This window comes from Acinetobacter sp. SH20PTE14 (assembly GCF_021391555.1).
Classification (GTDB): Bacteria; Pseudomonadota; Gammaproteobacteria; order Pseudomonadales; family Moraxellaceae; genus Acinetobacter; species Acinetobacter amyesii.
The window spans coordinates 556444-574779 of sequence record NZ_CP090067.1 but is presented as its reverse complement, the minus strand read 5'-3'; the positions used below and the strand labels follow the sequence as shown (position 1 = coordinate 574779).

At 43.8% G+C, this 18336-nt stretch carries 18 protein-coding genes and 1 tRNA gene; 8 read left to right on the top strand and 11 right to left on the bottom strand.

The window, feature by feature from the left end; all coding sequences use genetic code 11:
- Positions 1–198: 198 nt before the first annotated feature.
- A tRNA-Leu gene (locus LXF01_RS02865) sits at positions 199–285 on the bottom strand.
- Between the two features lie 178 nt (positions 286–463).
- Between LXF01_RS02865 and queA the strand changes: the two genes are divergently transcribed.
- From queA to secF, 8 genes are all read left to right on the top strand, one after another.
- Complete coding sequence (gene queA / locus LXF01_RS02860; RefSeq protein WP_180173448.1) at positions 464–1504, top strand: tRNA preQ1(34) S-adenosylmethionine ribosyltransferase-isomerase QueA; 1041 nt, start codon at positions 464–466, stop codon at positions 1502–1504.
- A gap of 21 nt (positions 1505–1525) precedes the next feature.
- Complete coding sequence (locus LXF01_RS02855; RefSeq protein ID WP_233944995.1) at positions 1526–2554, top strand: hypothetical protein; 1029 nt, start codon at positions 1526–1528, stop codon at positions 2552–2554.
- A gap of 54 nt (positions 2555–2608) precedes the next feature.
- The gene (locus LXF01_RS02850) at positions 2609–3175 is read left to right on the top strand and encodes a LemA family protein (protein ID WP_078191268.1); all 567 of its coding nucleotides are present in this window, start codon (positions 2609–2611) and stop codon (positions 3173–3175) included.
- Positions 3176–3256: 81 nt separating this feature from the next.
- Positions 3257–4153, top strand: a complete 897-nt coding sequence (locus tag LXF01_RS02845) for a DUF4303 domain-containing protein (protein ID WP_233944994.1) — start codon at positions 3257–3259, stop codon at positions 4151–4153.
- Between the two features lie 80 nt (positions 4154–4233).
- The gene (tgt, locus tag LXF01_RS02840) at positions 4234–5364 is read left to right on the top strand and encodes a tRNA guanosine(34) transglycosylase Tgt (RefSeq protein ID WP_233944993.1); all 1131 of its coding nucleotides are present in this window, start codon (positions 4234–4236) and stop codon (positions 5362–5364) included.
- 106 nt (positions 5365–5470) lie between these two features.
- The gene (gene yajC / locus LXF01_RS02835) at positions 5471–5800 is read left to right on the top strand and encodes a preprotein translocase subunit YajC (RefSeq protein WP_078191271.1); all 330 of its coding nucleotides are present in this window, start codon (positions 5471–5473) and stop codon (positions 5798–5800) included.
- Positions 5801–5854: 54 nt separating this feature from the next.
- Entirely contained in the window at positions 5855–7753 is a 1899-nt protein-coding gene (gene secD, locus LXF01_RS02830) for a protein translocase subunit SecD (protein ID WP_233944992.1), read from the top strand.
- Positions 7754–7763: 10 nt separating this feature from the next.
- Positions 7764–8726, top strand: coding sequence for a protein translocase subunit SecF (gene secF / locus LXF01_RS02825; RefSeq protein ID WP_233944991.1), 963 nt, complete (start codon positions 7764–7766; stop codon positions 8724–8726).
- Between the two features lie 425 nt (positions 8727–9151).
- On the opposite strand, the gene LXF01_RS02820 is transcribed toward secF, so the two are convergent.
- The 10 genes from LXF01_RS02820 to LXF01_RS02775 form a co-directional block, all read right to left on the bottom strand.
- Positions 9152–9331 carry a hypothetical protein gene (locus LXF01_RS02820; RefSeq protein ID WP_233944990.1) on the bottom strand — a complete coding sequence of 60 codons (180 nt, stop codon included), beginning with the start codon at positions 9329–9331 and terminating at the stop codon, positions 9152–9154.
- Positions 9332–9536: 205 nt separating this feature from the next.
- Positions 9537–9971, bottom strand: a complete 435-nt coding sequence (locus tag LXF01_RS02815; RefSeq protein ID WP_180177107.1) for an excinuclease — start codon at positions 9969–9971, stop codon at positions 9537–9539.
- A 21-nt stretch (positions 9972–9992) separates the two neighbouring features.
- Entirely contained in the window at positions 9993–11213 is a 1221-nt protein-coding gene (locus LXF01_RS02810; protein ID WP_180177108.1) for a beta-ketoacyl-ACP synthase, read from the bottom strand.
- Positions 11213–11938: a 3-ketoacyl-ACP reductase FabG2 gene (locus LXF01_RS02805; protein ID WP_180177109.1), complete on the bottom strand. Its 726-nt coding sequence runs from the start codon at positions 11936–11938 to the stop codon at positions 11213–11215. Before LXF01_RS02805 ends, LXF01_RS02810 begins: the two co-directional genes overlap by 1 nt.
- Before the next feature lie 2 nt (positions 11939–11940).
- Positions 11941–12372, bottom strand: coding sequence for an ApeP family dehydratase (locus LXF01_RS02800; RefSeq protein ID WP_233944989.1), 432 nt, complete (start codon positions 12370–12372; stop codon positions 11941–11943).
- Complete coding sequence (locus LXF01_RS02795) at positions 12369–13550, bottom strand: beta-ketoacyl-[acyl-carrier-protein] synthase family protein (RefSeq protein ID WP_373685128.1); 1182 nt, start codon at positions 13548–13550, stop codon at positions 12369–12371. The genes LXF01_RS02800 and LXF01_RS02795 overlap by 4 nt, the downstream gene beginning before the upstream one ends.
- A gap of 7 nt (positions 13551–13557) precedes the next feature.
- On the bottom strand, positions 13558–14127 hold the full coding sequence (locus tag LXF01_RS02790) for a DUF3261 domain-containing protein (protein WP_180177112.1): 570 nt from the start codon (positions 14125–14127) through the stop codon (positions 13558–13560).
- On the bottom strand, positions 14117–15415 hold the full coding sequence (locus LXF01_RS02785; protein ID WP_180177113.1) for an NAD(P)/FAD-dependent oxidoreductase: 1299 nt from the start codon (positions 15413–15415) through the stop codon (positions 14117–14119). Before LXF01_RS02785 ends, LXF01_RS02790 begins: the two co-directional genes overlap by 11 nt.
- Entirely contained in the window at positions 15412–17757 is a 2346-nt protein-coding gene (locus tag LXF01_RS02780; RefSeq protein WP_180177114.1) for an MMPL family transporter, read from the bottom strand. The genes LXF01_RS02785 and LXF01_RS02780 overlap by 4 nt, the downstream gene beginning before the upstream one ends.
- Positions 17732–18310 carry an outer membrane lipoprotein carrier protein LolA gene (locus tag LXF01_RS02775; RefSeq protein ID WP_233945415.1) on the bottom strand — a complete coding sequence of 193 codons (579 nt, stop codon included), beginning with the start codon at positions 18308–18310 and terminating at the stop codon, positions 17732–17734. Before LXF01_RS02775 ends, LXF01_RS02780 begins: the two co-directional genes overlap by 26 nt.
- Positions 18311–18336 lie beyond the last annotated feature (26 nt).

Genomic DNA, 18336 nt, shown 5'->3' with positions numbered 1-18336 from the left:
ATTGATCTAATAATTTAAGCTTAGCATCTGATTCCACCATGAGTACCCAAACAAAATTCAGGTACTCATTTTACGAAGTGACCACCTGAAACGTGGCTAGTGAAATCATTGGAAATTTTCTAGGAATTTTATATAATTCATTACTTTTAGACATAAAAAACCCCAAGTCTTAATAAGCTTGGGGGTTTTTTAGAATTTTGGTCCCGAGGGTCGGACTCGAACCGACACATCATCTCTGATAGTGGATTTTGAATCCACCGCGTCTACCAATTTCACCACCTCGGGAAGGTGTTGAAACGTATAATAAACTGTTTCAAAAACTTGTCAACGCATGATGTTCTCATTTGATTAAAAATAAACCGTATAAGAATTTTTAGATGGATAATCCATCAATTTCAGCGTTAAAACCTAAAAAAGCTTATACTAAGCCAAATTTCATTATCCCCTTTTCAGATTTCTTAACATGCAACTTTCTGACTTTAACTTCAATCTCCCTGACGAACTCATTGCCCGCTATCCGCTTGAAACACGTAGTGCATCACGCCTGCTCCATCTCGATCTGAATGGCGAATATCACGACTATCATTTCACTGACATTTTAGACTTGCTCAATGAAGGTGACTTATTGGTACTGAACGATACCAAAGTAATGAAAGCCCGCTTGAAAGGCAAACGAGCAACTGGCGGTGCAGTTGAAGTCTTGGTTGAACGTATTCTTGACCCAAAAACCGCACATTGCCACATTAAAGCCAGCAATACGCCTAAAGAAGGTGCGGAATTATTTATTGGTCCAGACGAAGTTAAAGTGACCGTTCAAGGCCGTCATGAAAACTTATTTGTTGTGGAATTTTCACAGCCTATTTTACAAGTTTTAGATTTATACGGTGCTTTACCGATTCCGCCTTACTTTAACCGTGAAGCAGAAGCGATTGATACCGAACGTTATCAAACCGTGTTTAACGACCCAACCAAATTGGCGTCTGTCGCAGCACCAACAGCAAGCTTACATTTTGATGAAGCGCTACTCAAAAAATTGGCGGACAAAGGCGTAAATAAAACCTTTGTTACCTTGCATGTGGGTGCTGGTACATTCTTACCCGTGCGCACCAATGACATTGAAAATCACATCATGCACAGTGAGTGGTGTGACGTGTCAGAAGAATCTATGGCTTTAATCCGTGAAACAAAAGCACGTGGCAATAAAGTCATTGCTGTTGGCACCACCGCGACTCGTGCGACTGAAAGTGCCGCTCAAGCCAATGGCGGCGAACTCAAGGGTTGGACTGGTGATACACAAATCTTTATCTACCCAGGTTATGAGTTCAAAGTAGTCGATCGTTTAATTACCAACTTCCATTTACCTGAATCTACCTTGCTCATGTTAGTGTCAGCGTTGTCCAGTCGAGATAATATTTTGAATGCCTATCACCATGCCGTCGAAAGCCAATATCGATTCTTTAGTTATGGTGATGCGATGTTAATTGATAATATTAACCACAAATAAAATTACGCCGAAATCATCCCTATGCCGATAGATTCTGTAAAGCACTCCATCCATATTCGTCGAAAAAAGAATGCTGTGGTTTTTCAGAATATCGCTCGGCTCTGGGATATAGGCCGAAACGCCAAAACACACCAAGAGCTCCTCGATGGACTGCATCCATGGAATGCTCCCATTACACTCAAATTTGAAAATTTACTCCCCCTAGCTTTAGCCGCACTGGGTATCGGCTTCATGCTGTTTATTGTGATTCAGCCCGATCATGGCTGGGCACAGCTCTGCTTTGCTGTGGGGTTGGCCATGGTGTTCTGGGCCTATATCAGCTATGAAAAAGATGACCCGCTCGAAGATGTTATTGCGTTTTTAGAAACCGAATGCATCGCAAAAAAATACCAATTGGCTTTTAACCGACAGCCTCAATACATTTCGATGCCACTGAATAATCTACAATTTATTGGCAATCTTAAACGTATGTTCCCCGTGTTTAAACAAGGCAGCCTTTCGAATGATATTCAGACCTTCGCGAGCACCGTTTGGGAAGACGAAAATCAGCAACAGCATCAAGTCATGGTCTTTCATTATCACTATGTGAATGAACTGAAAGTACGTGACAAAGACGGTGATGAAGTCACGGTGAAAGAAATTCATAAAGACCTGTGGGGCGTATTTGTTTTTGATATTGGCATCCATGGACTAGCCGTATCTGCAACAGGTAAAAACTTTGGCTATCCCTATAGTTTTCCTTGGCATAGCAGCGACATTCAAACCAATCAAAAATTAAAGTTTTATGGCGATAACCAAATGGAAATGGCTAAATTACTCAGCCCGGGATTTGTCCTCCGACTGGCGGATTTTTTTCAAAACCGTGAAGGTGATCTGCTATTTCATCCGAGCCACCGAATAATGTGCTATCTTGGCTCTACAGATTTATTTAAAGTCAGTAGTAAAGCAAAACGAATTCAGGATGTTTCGACATTGCGTGGACATCTCAGAACCTTTAAATTAAATGCTTTAGAAAATTTGAAAAACGATTTAACGCAGTTTTTAAAATAGATTTCATACAATAATGTTTTAACTTACGACCTTTTATCTTGAGGATAAAATTTTATGGGGCTTTTGATCTTTGTTTTAATCATCATTGCATTGGTGATTGGTGCAATCATGATTCGCAACAATATTGTCCGACATCACAATGCAACCATTCGTGCATGGTCAGATGTAGCTAGCTATGAACGTCAAAAAATCAAAATTTTAGATGGATTACAGCCTTTGGTTGAGCAATATTCCAATTTTGAACAAGGGACTTTGGCAAAAGTCACTGAACTCCGTCAAAACATTATGAATTTGAACGTAAACAGTACCGATGTCAGCCAATTACAGCGTATTGAAGCCTTAAATCAAGATCTAATGCGCAGCCTGAATGTTGTGGTTGAAAACTATCCAGAGCTCAAAGCCAATGATATTTATCTGAAAATGATGAATGAAATTGAAGAACAAAACGAAAATGTCGGTGCGGCGATTACTATTTTTAACCGCAACGTTGAGTTGTTCAACAACCACATTCAAGTGTTTCCTAACAATATTATTAATACGCTATTGCTGAGTAAAAAAGCGGTTCGCCCTTTCCGCGATCAAGCTGCCAGCCAAAATTTTGATTATCGTCCGAACTTTTAAGTTCGGGCTTTAATGCACAAAAGTAAAAAAAATAATGATGAGGTGCTCAAGTACCTCCAAAACTAGAAAGAAAAATAAAATATGCAAAATCAAATTAATGCACTGAAAAATGTGCTGATTCAGGCGTTTTTCAAACTCTATGAGCAGCACCAAGACGACCATATTTACGCATGTACGTTGGTGTTCAATCCCTATTTTTCCATGGACTATATCGCAGTCTCTACGCAGCGTAGTATTTTTGTCGAAGATGAAGATTCTGCTCAATATCTTGCAGCGCATGATCGATGGAATGTGTCGAAATGGCGCTCTCGTAGTGCCCTTTCCCTCGACCAAGACTTGGCGCAGTTTAAACTAACATCTGTAAATGAAGTGGGTCTTTTAGACCTTGATCCATCTTCGATCGAAAGCTCAATGAAGTCTGAATCGGCTAACCATCTTTCAATCTTGCTCAATGCCATACAACAAACAAAAATCGACTTGGTCCAGTCCTACGGCATAGAACTGGACAATATTCTGTTTTTTATCACGGTCCAGACACAGCCCGAAATAGAAATTTATTCAGCTCAGCTTTTAAATACTCCAAGCACACAACTTGACGATTTTCTCAAATCCAAACAACCACTCAAGCTCGACAGCTTACCCAAGCGTATGAAGTTGTCTCAGTATGATAAAGACCTGCTGATTGATTTGGCCCAAATCGTTGAAATACAACCTTATAACTATTTACATGTTGCCAATGAAGTCTATCTCTTAAGCTTAGAAAAAAGTTATGCAACCACGAACCCCTATATTCAAAAGCTCATTGACAGCATCGTAGCCATGACATCGGACCCGAAAGGTACGTTTGCGATGGATAAAGAAGAAATTTTGCAGCGAATTAACCAGTTTTATTTTAATGCCAAGAGTTCAGATGAAGCCCTGTCACAAGATGCGATCTATAAATTTACAGACTTAACACCCGACAAAGCTAGCGTTTAACCGCAGAATCAAGGAAAATAGAGCACTTTTAGCACTCTTACCATCAGCGAACTGTTTTTTCGCCTTGATCTGGACCTTGTATGAAGTTTGAAAAATTGGCGCAATCGGGCCGTGCTCGTCGCGGCCGTTTAACCCTTGAACATGGTGTTGTTGAAACACCTATGTTCATGCCTGTCGGTACTTACGGTACTGTAAAAGGCATGCTCCCACGTGACATTAAAGAAATTAAATCCCAAGTTATTTTGGGCAATACCTTCCATTTATATCTACGTCCAGGCATAGATGTTATTCGTGAACATGGTGGCTTACACCAATTCATGAAATGGAATAACCCGATTTTGACAGATTCAGGTGGTTTCCAAGTCTTCAGCCTTGGCGCTATGCGCAAAATTAAAGAAGAGGGCGTGACTTTCCGCTCTCCGATTGATGGCTCTAAAGTCTTTTTATCTCCTGAAATTTCGATGGATATTCAGCACACGCTAAATTCAGACATCGTGATGATTTTTGATGAATGTACGCCTTATCCTGCGACACATGAAGAAGCGCAAAAATCATTGCAGCTTTCATTGCGTTGGGCGAAACGTTGTAAGACTCAACATCATGACGTGCTGAAAAACCGTAATGCCCTGTTTGGTATTATCCAAGGCGGCATGTACGAAGATTTACGTGATGAATCTTTAAATGGTCTGAAAGAAATTGATTTTGATGGTTATGCGATTGGCGGCTTGTCTGTTGGCGAACCTAAAGAAGAAATGATCAAAGTATTGGATTATCTTCCAGAGAAAATGCCTGCGGATAAACCACGTTACTTGATGGGAGTCGGTAAACCAGAAGATATCGTAGAAGCGGTTCGTCGCGGTGTCGATATGTTTGACTGTGTAATGCCAACTCGAAATGCACGTAATGGTCATTATTTTGTGACCGACGGTTTAGTGCGTATTCGTAATGCCAAATATCGTCATGATCAAAGTCCGCTTGACCCACATTGCGACTGCTATACCTGTACAAACTTCACCAAATCTTATCTCTTCCATCTTGAGAAGTGCGGCGAAATGCTCGGTTCGATGCTCGGTACTATTCATAACTTACGTTATTACCTACGTCTGACTGAAGCGATGCGTGATGCTCTCGATCATGGCACTTTTGATGAGTTTGTTGAAGACTTTTATCGTCGTCGCGGCATGGAAGTGCCACCTTGTCCTCAAGATTAATTCTTTCAGCATTTGCGCTGAAGAAAAAGACAAGGTAAATTGCTGAACAAGTCCAATTTATTTATCAAAGTATTGATAACCAGTTTTTTTAGTTTAGGAAAATGAAATGAGCCTTTTTATTTCTACTGCTCACGCAGCAGGTGAAGCTGCACAGCAACCAAGCATGATGGCAAACCTGTTGATGATTGCGGTATTTGTCGCAATCTTCTACTTCTTGATCTGGCGCCCTCAATCAAAACGTGCAAAAGAACATCGTGCACTAATTGAAAGCCTAGGTGTTGGTAGTGAAGTTGTTTTTGCGGGCGGTTTAATGGGTAAAATCACAAAAATCGAAGGTGATTTTGCAGTTGTTGAACTGAACCGTGGCGTAGAAGTAAAAGTACAACGCGCAAGTGTGATTTCAGTTCTGCCTGAAGGCACTCTAAATAACCTTTAATCAAAAAATAAGTCGTGCACCCGCACGGCTTTTTTCATTTTAAGAAGAAAACGAATGCGTTACCCAGCATGGAAATATCTACTGATTCTAGTGGTACTAGTCATCAGTACATTATATGCCCTGCCAAGTTTGTATCCTGATGAACCTGCTGTTCAAATTTCAGGTGCCAAAGCCGGTACCCAGATTGACCAAAGCATCGTACAAAAAGCAGAGCAGATTTTAAAATCTGAAAATATTGCCAGCCATGACAATAGCTTCACCAATAATGCCGCTTTATTACGTGTTGATTCGAGCGAACAACAATTAAAAGCGAAAGAAGCACTACGTCGTGGGCTCGGTGAAAATTATGTCGTCGCACTGAACCTTGCGCCTACTACGCCAGAATGGCTACAAAAAATTGGTGCTAAACCAATGAAGCTAGGTCTGGATTTACGTGGTGGTGTACATTTCCTACTTGAAGTGGATATGGATAAAGCCATTTCACAACGTATGGAAACGTCTGCGGCTGACTTACGTCGCCAACTTCGCGACAATAAATTAAAATTCAATAGCTTATTTTTGAACAACAACACCATTACGATGCAATTTGCAAATAATGATGATCGTTCTGCAGCTATGGATTTCCTTCGTCGTAACGGCAATGAATATACTCAACAAGCGGTTGCAACAACTGAAGGTTCAACACTACGTTTAAGCTACACGGATACACGTAAACAAGAAATTCAGTCTTATGCTGTCAACCAAAACTTAACAACTTTACGTAACCGTATTAACGAGTTAGGTGTAGCGGAAGCATTAGTACAAACTCAAGGTAGCAATCGTATTGTGGTTGAATTACCGGGTGTGCAAGATACTGCTGAAGCAAAACGTGTACTTGGTCGTACTGCGAACCTTGAGTTCCGCTTAGTTTCTGATTTAAACGATCAATATATCGATCCTTACACAGGTCAAGCAAAAGGCTCATTACCGCCAGGTACAGAAGCATTTGCTTATGAATCTTTGGACAGCGGTCGTCAATTATTGCTTAACCGTAACCGTATCTTAACAGGTGAACGTGTACAAAATGCGTCATCAGGCTTTAGCCAAGATACAGGTGGTGCTGAAGTAAATATTACTTTGGATACTGCGGGCGGTAAGTTGATGTCTGAAGCCACTCGTAATGCTGTAGGCAAACGAATGGCTGTTCTGTTCATCGAGAACAAACAAAAAATTAGTTATGTTGCTGATCCTGCAACAGGTACACAAACTGAAGTTCGTACACCTTATACCGAATCTGTGGTCATCAATGCGGCAACGATTCAAGCCGTATTGGGTTCCCAGTTCCGTATTACTGGTCTAGATTCACCTCAAGAAGCGTCTGAACTTGCATTGATGTTACGTGCAGGTGCATTAGCAGCGCCAATGTACTTCGTTGAAGAACGTGTGATTGGTCCGAGTCTCGGTCAAGAAAACATCGACAAAGGCGTATTATCAACTCAAATCGGTTTCTTATTGGTTGCGATTTGGATGGTGGTCTTCTTCCGTGTGTTCGGCTTGATTGCCAACTTTGCACTCGTGGTTAACCTTGCCATGATTTTAACCATCATGTCTTGGATTGGCGCGTCCCTCACCCTTCCGGGTATTGCAGGTATCGTAATTACCATTGGTATGGCGGTCGATGCCAACGTACTGATCTGTGAGCGGATACGAGAGGAAATTAAATGGGGTGCCTCGCCGAAACAGGCGATTGTTGCGGGTTATGATCGTGCGTATAACACCATCTTTGACTCCAACTTAACCACATTCTTGGTTGCTTTCATTCTGTTCGCAATTGGTACAGGCCCAATTAAAGGCTTCGCGGTTACCCTAATGATTGGTATTGTCTGCTCAATGTTCACAGCAATTACTGTGACACGTGCAATCGTACAAATCATTTATGGTAAAAAACGTAACCTGAAGAAGTTGAGCATTTAGGAGATCTAAGATGACTGAAAATACTCAACCGAAACAATACGGCCGTCCTGACAACGAGCGCATTATTCCGTTTATGAAGATTGCCAAATCGGCAGCCTTGATATCGATTATTTTAACGCTCTCAAGTATCTTTTTTATTTGCACCAAAGGTCTAAACCTCGGTTTGGACTTTACTGGCGGTGTGGCAGCAGAGTTGAACTATAGTCAACCAGTAAAATCTACCGATGTGAGCTCAGCGCTGACAAAAGCTGGTTTTAAAGACCCTGTGGTACAAACCTTAGGATCTGACCGCGACCTGATGGTTCGTATGCCAGTTCAAAAAGACATTGAAGCTGAAGACCTAACCAAAGCCATTACGACTGCTGCTCAATTGCCGGGCAATAAAGCAGAAGTACATAAAGTTGATGTGGTTGGCGGTCAAGTCGGTAATGAACTCTACGTGCGTTCTGCTGGCGCTGTAGGTCTTGCCCTACTGCTCATGCTGGTTTATGTCACTATTCGCTTTGAATTCAAACTTGCGATGGGTGCTGTACTGTCTTTATTCCACGATATCGTGGTGACCATTGGTATCTTTGCCATGATGCAGTGGCCGTTTGACTTAACAGTTTTGGCTGCACTACTCGCGATTATCGGTTTCTCGCTCAACGATAACATCGTTGTATCTGACCGTATTCGTGAAAACTTCCGTAAGATTCGTGGTGCTGAGCCTCTCGAAGTTGTCAACAGTGCATTAACTGAAACACTTCGCCGTACCATTCATACCTCAATGACACTATTACTGGTTGTTGTAGCGATGATGGTACTGGGCGGTGATGGTCTGAAATGGTTCTCTGTTGCAATGTTTGTTGGTGTATTTGTGGGTACATATTCATCAATCTACATTGGTACAGCCTTCGCGCTATGGCGTGGTCTAAACCGTCAAGACTTCATTGTACAAGTGAAGCCTGAATTTGAAGAAGAAGAGATTCCTTAAGGTTTTCAACTTTGATTTCAGTTCAAAACCCATCTTCGGATGGGTTTTTTTATGGCGAATTACAATATGCAGCGAATAAGCAACTCTAAATTTATGCTTTATGCAGAATTCTATTCATGCTAAAAAATTTGAATTTCAGGAAATGTAAACTATTTGTAAGACTACTTTGATCGCCATGATTCGGTCAACATCATGTTCGGGAACAATAGTATTAATAAGCAAATGAACCTATTTTCGCATGACAGTATATCTCGCCATTGTGCGAAGGATACGCCTGCGTATCAAACACATTTAAACTCATGCGGATACCTAGTCCACAAGCGCTTAGTACAGCTCCCATGATCGTCCACACTTTAAACCAGTATTCATCAGGAGTCTGCCTGCCCCAAGTTCACCAACTCATTGGGATGAAAGTCATGACAAGTCTATGCCTCGAAACACACTTTGCGCGCTAAGTCTTCCACGTCTACGCCTATATCATGATTATGACTGCTGATTGCCAAAGCATAATGCTGCTGGCTATCCGAATGATTAAAGGCGAGCGCTGCTGTTTGGGCTAAATAAGGTTTACCAAATTCAGTCTTTAAAAAATCTGTGTCTTGCATGGGCCGCTGCATGGCGTCTGAAAGATGTAAATTGCGCTGCTGATAAATTTGCTGTTTTTTTATAGGCCTGATAAGCGCGCATATCAGAAAATTCATCGCGCGTTAAAGGCGCAAGTTGAGCAATGGCATTTGTAGCACTTGAATGGTTCTTGGCTTATTCATGCCCTGCTCAGCTTGATGTTTATGTTTAAAATACAGCAATCACTTAAAATTTAACGATATCACCTTTCAGCGCTACGCCTGCAATCGCAGTTCCTTTCGCGCATTGATATGTGGAGGTGCTGCGAGTTTCATTTGACTTGTAGAAACTCACCAAGTTAGTTACTGCATTCGCGCCTTTGGCTTTAGCGGTATTTTGGAATTGAATCAATGCAGAACGCAGTACATGATCACATGAGCTTTCTGCAGATTTGGCAAAACCGTTGGTTTTTTTATTGGTGACTAAACCTTTTTCAATGACTTTACCGCCAGATTTTGTCCCTGCCAGATAAAATTTCACAGAACCATCTAGCGTACCGTCAGCAACTGCACGATCAACAGCTTCTTTGAAATTAAAATCATGCATGGCATCTGCTGCATGCACAACGGTCATTGCCCCTGCCATCAATACAGCTGCAGCACAGATATTTTTCAATATCATTATTTTTCCCTCTTTTTTAAATTAAACCTGTTTAAATATCAAGGAGGTATTAATCCCTCCAAATGCAAAATTGTTGCTCATCAGCATGTGCGTTTCTGCTGAACGCATTTCATTGACTATATAATCCAAATCGCCGCAGGCACTGTCAAGCTGTTCTAAATTTAAAGTCGGCACCAGCTGTTTACGTTGCATCATTTCAATACTCAGCCAGGCTTCAATCGCGCCGCAAGCACCTAGCGTATGCCCAAAATAACTCTTTAATGAGCTGATCGGCTTCTTGCCTAATATGCGGGCTGTCGCTTGAGTTTCAGCGACATCACCTTGATCGGTCGATGTACCATGCGCGTTCACATAGTCAATTTCCGAGACATCTACCTGCGCATCTTTCAGTGCAAGCTGCATGCAGCGTCCCATCATCTCAGAATCTGGACGTGTTACATGCTGACCATCGGTATTGGTTCCATAACCAATAATTTCTGCATAAATGTTCGCTCCGCGCGCTTTGGCATGTTCATATTCTTCTAAAATCAGACAGCCTGCACCCTCGCCCACCACCAAGCCATCACGCTTTGCATCAAAGGGACGCGGTGTTTTTTCTGGGCTGTCATTTTGCGTACTGGTCGCCAGCAGCACATCAAACACCGCAGAACCTGCAGCGCTCAACTCTTCTGCTCCGCCTGCAATCATCACTGTCTGCTTACCGTATTTAATGGCTTCGTATGCCTGACCAATCGCCATGGAACCTGAAGTACAGGCGCTGGACGTTGGAAATGTTTGGCCTTTCAAACCAAAATATACCGTCATGTTGACCGCGCTGGTATGTGACATCATCCGGATATAGGTCGTCGCATTCAGCTTGTTCATATTATTGTCCAGCAGCATGGCGCCAAACTCACCGACCGCATCAACACTGCCGGCAGATGAACCAAAGGCCACGCCAGCTTCACCGCTTTGCAGAATCTTATGGTTGAGCAGGCCAGCATCTTCCAGCGCTTTTTCTGCGCAGACTACAGACATTAATGCTACACGGCCCATGCCACGGGTCACCTTACGGTTAAAATGCTTGGGAACGGTAAAGCTCTCTACAGGACCGCCAAGCTTGCTGCGCAGATCACCATAGACTTCCCAATCGGGCATGTAGCGGATGCCGCTTTTACCTGCTGCAAATTGTTCAAAAATTTGATCTGCGGTTTCACCCAATGAAGTGATGCCTGACATGCCTGTAACGACTACACGTTTCATCAAATCAGTCCTCCATTTACCGAAATCACTTGGCGGGTAATATAGCTGGCATCATCACTACATAAAAACTTAACCGTTTTTGCCACTTCATCCACTTGCCCCATGCGCTGCATTGGAATCATTTTTAGCGCATGTTCTTTGACTTCATCTGTCACCATTTCGGTTTCAATTAAACCGGGCGCCACGCAGTTAACGGTAATTTTCCGTTTTGCTAATTCCAGCGCCAGCGCTTTGGTTGCACCAATTAAGCCTGCTTTGGCAGCACTGTAATTGACTTGTCCGCGGTTGCCCATCACACCAGAAACTGAGGATAATGTGACAATACGCCCGCCTTTTTTCAATCGGATCATCGGCATCATCAATGGCTTAAGCACATTGTAAAAACCATTCAGTGAGGTCGATACCACCTCATCCCAATCATCATCGGTCAAGGCTGGAAAAGCGCCATCACGGGTTAAGCCTGCATTCAGCACTACACCATAAAACGCGCCATACTCAGCCATATCCTGTTCTAAAATTGAGGCTATATTTTCACGGTCGTTTACATCAAACATCAGCACATGACTGCTTTGTCCCATAGTCTGAATTTCTTGCGCTACCTGCTCCGCTTCCTGCTGACGAGAACGCGCATGCACAGTGATATCAAAACCAGCTTTTGCCAATTCTAAAGCAATTGCCTTACCTATACCGCGGCTGGATCCTGTTACTAAAATTCTTCTGCTCACGTTCATTTCCCAATCGCGTCATTCATATTTTCTGGTTCAAATACACTCAGCATGGCGCTAAAGCGATGTTCTTGATATTCAATTTCACAATTAAACTGGCCTAGACCTTCGTGCAGATAACTCTGCTCAACTCGAATACACACGGTACTGCCCAAAGCGAAATATGGACATGGCAACTGCATTTTACGCGTACCCAATAAAAAGCCGACTTTAGGCGGCAAGCCTTTAGTTTGCCCTTTATGCCCCGCATAGGCACTGATGGTTTGCGCCATTAATTCAATGCTGCTCCATGTCGGCAAACCTTCGGCTTCGCAAAACATCAGCTCAGGTCGAATCTGTAATTCCGCAATCGCAAACTGATCATTGGCTTGAATCAGATGATCCACAAAAACCATGGGTTTTTCATGCGGAATAAACTGTACGGCATCCATCATGGCAAAACGGTTCCTAAAATTAAACTGATATTGCTGCCGCCAAAAGCAAAGGAGTTGCTCATAACATAATGCATCGGCTGCGCTGCATGGCTGTCCAAAACATAATTCTGCTGGGCTAAAGCTGGATCTAATTCACCTGCGTGATGCAAAGGCAGCCAAGACTGATCTAACAGCACCTGCTGGCAAATAAAAGCTTCAATCGCGCCTGCCGCGCCTAGGCAGTGACCCGTTTTATGCTTGGTGCTGCTCAGTGCAACTGGATAATCTGCAAAAACAGTCTGCACCGCTTTAATTTCCATCGCATCATTTTGCGGAGTGGATGTACCGTGCAAGTTTAAATAGCCAATGTCGCTGGCTTTCAAGCCTGCACTATTCAAGGCTTTTTGCATAGCTTCTGCCGCACCTTGTCCTTCTGGATGCGGCGCAGAAATATGCCATGCATCCATAGATTCACCACTTGACAACAGCATCACTGGAGCCGAGTCTTTGGACAATAAAAATAACGCCGCCGCTTCACCAATATTGATGCCGTCACGCTGCGCACCACAAGGCTGGCATATACTGCTGGACAGGCTTTCTAGGCTATCAAAGCCATTTAAAGTTAACTTGCACAGTGTATCTACACCGCCAACCAATACAGCATCGGCCAAATCGGTATTTAGCAGGCGCTGCCCTGCAGCCATGGCTTTGGCTGCCGAAGAGCATGCTGTTGAAATAGTATATGCAGGGCCTTCCCAGCCCAAGTACTGCTGCAGTGATTTGGCTATGCAGCCCATTTCCTGTTTCTGATGCTGCACTGACTCATTAGACAATTGCTGAAAATGCACTTTCAACACAGTTTCATTATCTGCGATGCCTGACGTAGATGTCCCGACAATAACCGCAAGGCGCTGCTTTGCAAATTGCGCGGTATAGACGCGAATATCCGCCTCTATTTGCCGCAAAGCGGTTAAAGCAAATCGTAAATTACGCGAATCTGCAGGCTGTAAATATTCAGGTATGTTTTGTTCTAAGGATGCAGCAGAAGCCCCCACCCAAACCGTGCGCTCTGCAATTAAATCTTGACGCTGCGTTAATGTATTGTCTGCAGTGCACAGTGCATTTTTCAATTCACTGGCATTTTCCCCCAAAGCAGACAAAGCCGCGCTGAACTGTATCCCCACAGCAGAATGGCGCATGATATTGTTATTGGTCACTCTCGCCTCGATCATCTTCCAAAGTATTGCTCACCGCGCTGATTACCATTTGATACGGTACTTGCAGGTTATTCAGTTCAACCGCTCCTTCTAGCGGCTGAATGTTTAATACGGGCTGCTGATTGATATATACCACACCGTCTTTTTGCGTCACAGCCGTTTGCCCTGCATGTAATGCCATGAACTGTGGATAGGTTGCGTACAGAATATCCCGCACCACGTAGTCAAAGGACAAGTATTTCATGGCATCTATACGCTGTTCCACACGAACCTGCTGCCCATCAAAACTAAGTTTAAACAGCTGCTGCCCAGTCAGGCTCAGCGCCAGCATGTCCAGCTGCTGACCGCTTTGCTGCTGATACAGCAAAAAACTGAAGCCATGTTCTTTCCATTGCACTTCAATTTGATCTTGGCGCTGATAGCTTTGCGCGGTCCATTGCGGCGCAGACAAGCCTTGCGCCTTAGGCAGAATTTTAGGCGCCAAGCTTTGACAGCCGCTGCACAAAACAGCGCCAGCCAAAACTAAAGCAGTGATTTTAGCATTTAAATTAAGTGCCATCTGTCATGGTTTCCCGCATTTGCGCTTCGCGGCAATATTCCGCCAATGTGCTCAAACGCTGCTTGGCATTACGGTGAATCGGATTTGTTTCATCCCACGCATAGCCTGCCAAAAGCGAGGCTATCATACGGCGGATTTTTTCATCTTGCTTCTTGGAAAATACCACATCTTGAAATTCGCCTGTATACCAAGATTCCACATAGGCGCGGAACACTTGAATACCTTTGCGCAGCGGTTTTTCATACTGCACCATCCAGTCCACAGACTGACCTTGCAATACTTTATCAACCAAAGGAATGGCCAAGCTAGAAGATTTCAGCGCAATAGTCACCCCTGAAGAGAATACAGGATCTAAAAACTCGCCCGCGTTGCCGAGCAATGCATAATTATGTGAAGCCAGCTGTTTAACATTGGCAGAATAGCCAACCAATGTACGGACTGGCGTATCATGCTTCGCATTGCGCAGCACCTTAGATAAACTCACATCATCCGCCAAAATGCGTTTTTGCAATGCCTCTAAATCATAATCGGGACTACCGTCATAACCGTATTTTTCAAAAAAGTCTTGTTCTGCAACTACACCAAACGATGAACGTCCATCGGCAAAAGGAATCAGCCAATACCATGCACGATGATCTTTTTCGTGCACCGCAATCAAGATTTTTTCACGGTCAAATTCTAGATCATCCAAAATACCGTCTTCAATATGCGTAAATACGGCGCGACGAACTGGGAAATCTGATGGGCTTTCTAAATCTAAAAATTTAGGCAAAATTCGGCCAAAGCCGCTGGCATCCAGAAGAAACTTGCCTTGAATTTGATAAGGCTGACCTTGTTCATCTTTCACCGTTAAAATAGGATGCGCGCTTTCTACATCTACAGCTGTCACTTCATGACCAAAGCGGATGTCTGCACCCATTTTGCCTGCCTGCTGCGCCAGCAAATGGTCAAAATTGGCACGGCGTACTTGCCAAGTAGTGCCCGGGCCTTCACTGAATTTTTGAGTAAAATCATAGAAACTGCGCTGCGGGCCTTTTAGGAAAGCTGCGCCGTTTTTAAATTGAAATGCATATTCTTCGACATGCTCACGCACCGTCTCCAGCAGGCCAGCTTCTTCTAGAAATACCATAGACTGCGGCAGTAGAGATTCCCCAATTGAAAAGCGCGGAAAATATTGTTTTTCGATCACCGTCACTTGATAGCCTTTTTGACGCAGTAAGGCTGCTGCCGAACTACCCGAAGGCCCTGCGCCAATAATTAAAACATCTGTGTGCTGTAGTGTGCTCATTGCACTATTACCTTTTTACTCAGCTTTGGCTGATATTGCTGAACCACAACATGCTCTGCATCGGAAGATGTAAACAATGTTGCATAAATAAATGAAAAAATGACCCCGAGCAGCACCGTCAAGCCAAAGCTGTGAATGGCATAGGTATGGCTAAAGGACAGAAGTCCAAACCCAAAGAAAGTCGACATCATGCATAGAAACAGCGCCATGCCGACCACTTGCGGATGGTCATGCCCATGACGATAGAAAATCGCATAGTCCACGCCAATGCCAATAATCAGGAAGGTGCCCATAATGCTGAACAAATTAATTTCTACGCCTAACCAAGCCTGTATGGCAAAGGTTGTCATCAACGCCATGGTCACGGGAAGCACCAGCGGCAGGATGGATTTTTTCCCATATAGCAGCCCTAAGCCAATGGCTAAAATTGCCAAAGCACTCAGCAGCAGCCACTGTGCTTGCATACGATGCTGCTGAAATAGCTCAGACAGCTGATTAACTGGCCGTAGCAGCTGCACGTTGTGATTGCTTAATTTTTGCAAAGCTGCCACATCATGCACATTTTGCAGCATGACTAAACGCTGGGTAGAACTCATCTGTAAAAAATGCAGCGGATGATCTTGAAACACAGCATCACTCAGCAGCGGCTGATGCTTCAAGTTTACCTGCCAATTCAAAACGTCAGACTCATTCAGTTGCAGCACCTGTGCATAATCACGCAATGCCTGCTTTGGAATGGCTTGAAGCATAGCTACATTCTGCTTTTGCTGCGCCAGAGGCGGCACCCACTGCCCCAGTGCCTGTAGCGCATCTAATTTTCCAGCCTGCTGCAACACAGACAGCTGATCCAGTAAGTACTGTTCATTGCGCTCTAATTCTGCAGATGTTTTGCCTTGTACTACAAAATAATCACTGCCCTGCTGCTGCATAAATCGTTCACGCACATACTGATCTTCCTGCTTTAAGCGTTGATCCATACTTTGCAAGTTACGGATATCATCATTGCTTTTTAAGAACAGTAAACTGCTGCCAGTCACTGCAACTATCAGCGCCATCAAGATATAGCGTAAGCGATTGCGCGCTTGAATGTAGTTGCGCGAATGGCCAATAAAACTCAGCACACGAATCGCAGGTTCGGCATTTAAAGCAGGCAAGCGCGGCAGCAGTAAAATACTGGTAATCCATGCGGCGCTTAGACCGACCATAGAGAACACAGCGATCTGCTTAAAGCCCGGAAATGGCGTAAAGCTCAGTACCACATAAGCCAGCAGCGTGGTCATCAGCCCCACAAACAAGCTCGGCAATAATGGCTTTAAGACGGCAAAACCATCAATTTGACGGTGCTGCGACTGCATGGCCATAAAGTAAAATGAAAAATCCACACAGACGCCAATCAAACTGGCACCAAAAACCAAAGTCATTAAATGAATTTCGCCAAAAATACTGTAGGTAACAGCAAATGCGACCAAGCTGCCTGTGCCCACCGCGACCATTTCTGTCAGCATGGGGCGGATAGAGCGGAAGCCAAACCACACCAAAAGCAGAATGCCGAGGGTTGAACCGACACCAATCGTCGAAATTTCTTCTTTTGCAGAGTTTGTACCAAATTGCGCAAACAGCAGTGTTCCTGTCCAATGCGGTTTAACCTGCAATTGGCGCAGATGCTGATTCATCTGCTGAATAAAAGCATCGGTCTGTTCTTGATAGGCAATGCTGTAAGGACTGTTCTTAAGCTGCAGCACCACCAATCTGGAAATGCCCTGTTCATCGCGCTTGGTGGCAAAGCCTTGTTCTAGGCTAATATCTGAATTGTTCTGTAACGCGCTAAGCCCCATCGCATAACGTGGAAACAGCAACAGCGGATCACTTTGCAGCATTTCCGCCGTGACCGGCATACCCGGACTCATCAATTGCAATAAGCCTTGCTCTGCTAAGGTGGCATAATCTTTGTGCTGCAGCAGTTCACGATCGCTCTGGGTTAATAGCCCTGCCTTGTGCTGATACAGCAGTTTGGCAAATTTGTCATAGTCCAGCTGAGGACGCATAGGCTGAAATAGTTGGCTTTGATTGGCCTGCGTTTTCAGTAGTTTTGTGGCTTGATCCAGCTGCTGATCATTTTGAGCATCCAGCACTACAAAGACTTTGTCATTCAGCTGATTGCTGACATAGTTTTGCGCACGCTCCAGATTCGCATCTTGATGTGTTTCTGGCAGCAAGGCAAAAATATTGGTCTGAATTTTAATGCCATTGTTCAGCCATGCCGCAGCTAAAACGACCGCAATGACACAGAGTATGACCAGCCAAATGGCTGTAAATTTATTTTGCCAATTGGAAAAGCGCATTTTCCGCAGCCGTTAAAGTTTGAGGTTGAGCGCTTTGCTGACTAAATCGGATGACCGTGCTGTTATTGGCCTGTTCCTGAATCACAATGCGGTTCACATAACGCTGACCTTGAGCATCAACACGGACAAACAGTTTTTTAAATAAACTGCTCTTTGGTGTCAGCACCACATTCCACTGTGCAGGAGTATAATTGGCTGAAACCACATTAAAGTTTTTCGCCAGTGCAGTTTCATTACCAGACATCAGCTGTAAAAACATAGTCGCAACAGAACCATAAGGCGTTTTATCAACTGCAATTTGGCTTGAAGTGCGCTGCGTTTTTTGCACCAGCTTACGCGGCGTCACGATTAGATCTGCTTTCACAGGACTTTGAATTTGCCAAAGCACGCCCTGATTTTTACTGAACAGCACTTCGCCTTTCGAAACATAGGTTTTATTCAGCGAAGCCAATTTTTTCTGCTGTTCAAAATTGGCGCGTACCACTGGCGTTGCCGCCAATTGCGAAAAGACCTGCTTCAATTCGGTATTCTGCGCATGACCTGCAGATGTCATCAGAGCAGAAGCTGTAATCAAACACA

Bases quoted from the DNA above. Each gene is read 5' to 3' on its own strand.
- LXF01_RS02780 (WP_180177114.1), bottom strand. From the start codon at position 17,757: ATGCGCTTTTCCAATTGGCAAAATAAATTTACAGCCATTTGGCTGGTC.
- secF (WP_233944991.1), top strand. From the start codon at position 7,764: ATGACTGAAAATACTCAACCGAAACAATACGGCCGTCCTGACAACGAG.
- LXF01_RS02785 (WP_180177113.1), bottom strand. From the start codon at position 15,415: ATGAGCACACTACAGCACACAGATGTTTTAATTATTGGCGCAGGGCCT.
- LXF01_RS02855 (WP_233944995.1), top strand. From the start codon at position 1,526: ATGCCGATAGATTCTGTAAAGCACTCCATCCATATTCGTCGAAAAAAG.
- LXF01_RS02775 (WP_233945415.1), bottom strand. From the start codon at position 18,310: ATGACATCTGCAGGTCATGCGCAGAATACCGAATTGAAGCAGGTCTTT.
- yajC (WP_078191271.1), top strand. From the start codon at position 5,471: ATGAGCCTTTTTATTTCTACTGCTCACGCAGCAGGTGAAGCTGCACAG.
- LXF01_RS02815 (WP_180177107.1), bottom strand. From the start codon at position 9,971: ATGATATTGAAAAATATCTGTGCTGCAGCTGTATTGATGGCAGGGGCA.
- LXF01_RS02810 (WP_180177108.1), bottom strand. From the start codon at position 11,213: ATGAAACGTGTAGTCGTTACAGGCATGTCAGGCATCACTTCATTGGGT.
- LXF01_RS02800 (WP_233944989.1), bottom strand. From the start codon at position 12,372: ATGATGGATGCCGTACAGTTTATTCCGCATGAAAAACCCATGGTTTTT.
- LXF01_RS02790 (WP_180177112.1), bottom strand. From the start codon at position 14,127: ATGGCACTTAATTTAAATGCTAAAATCACTGCTTTAGTTTTGGCTGGC.
- LXF01_RS02845 (WP_233944994.1), top strand. From the start codon at position 3,257: ATGCAAAATCAAATTAATGCACTGAAAAATGTGCTGATTCAGGCGTTT.
- tgt (WP_233944993.1), top strand. From the start codon at position 4,234: ATGAAGTTTGAAAAATTGGCGCAATCGGGCCGTGCTCGTCGCGGCCGT.
- LXF01_RS02850 (WP_078191268.1), top strand. From the start codon at position 2,609: ATGGGGCTTTTGATCTTTGTTTTAATCATCATTGCATTGGTGATTGGT.
- LXF01_RS02795 (WP_373685128.1), bottom strand. From the start codon at position 13,550: ATGCGCCATTCTGCTGTGGGGATACAGTTCAGCGCGGCTTTGTCTGCT.
- LXF01_RS02820 (WP_233944990.1), bottom strand. From the start codon at position 9,331: ATGCAAGACACAGATTTTTTAAAGACTGAATTTGGTAAACCTTATTTA.
- queA (WP_180173448.1), top strand. From the start codon at position 464: ATGCAACTTTCTGACTTTAACTTCAATCTCCCTGACGAACTCATTGCC.
- secD (WP_233944992.1), top strand. From the start codon at position 5,855: ATGCGTTACCCAGCATGGAAATATCTACTGATTCTAGTGGTACTAGTC.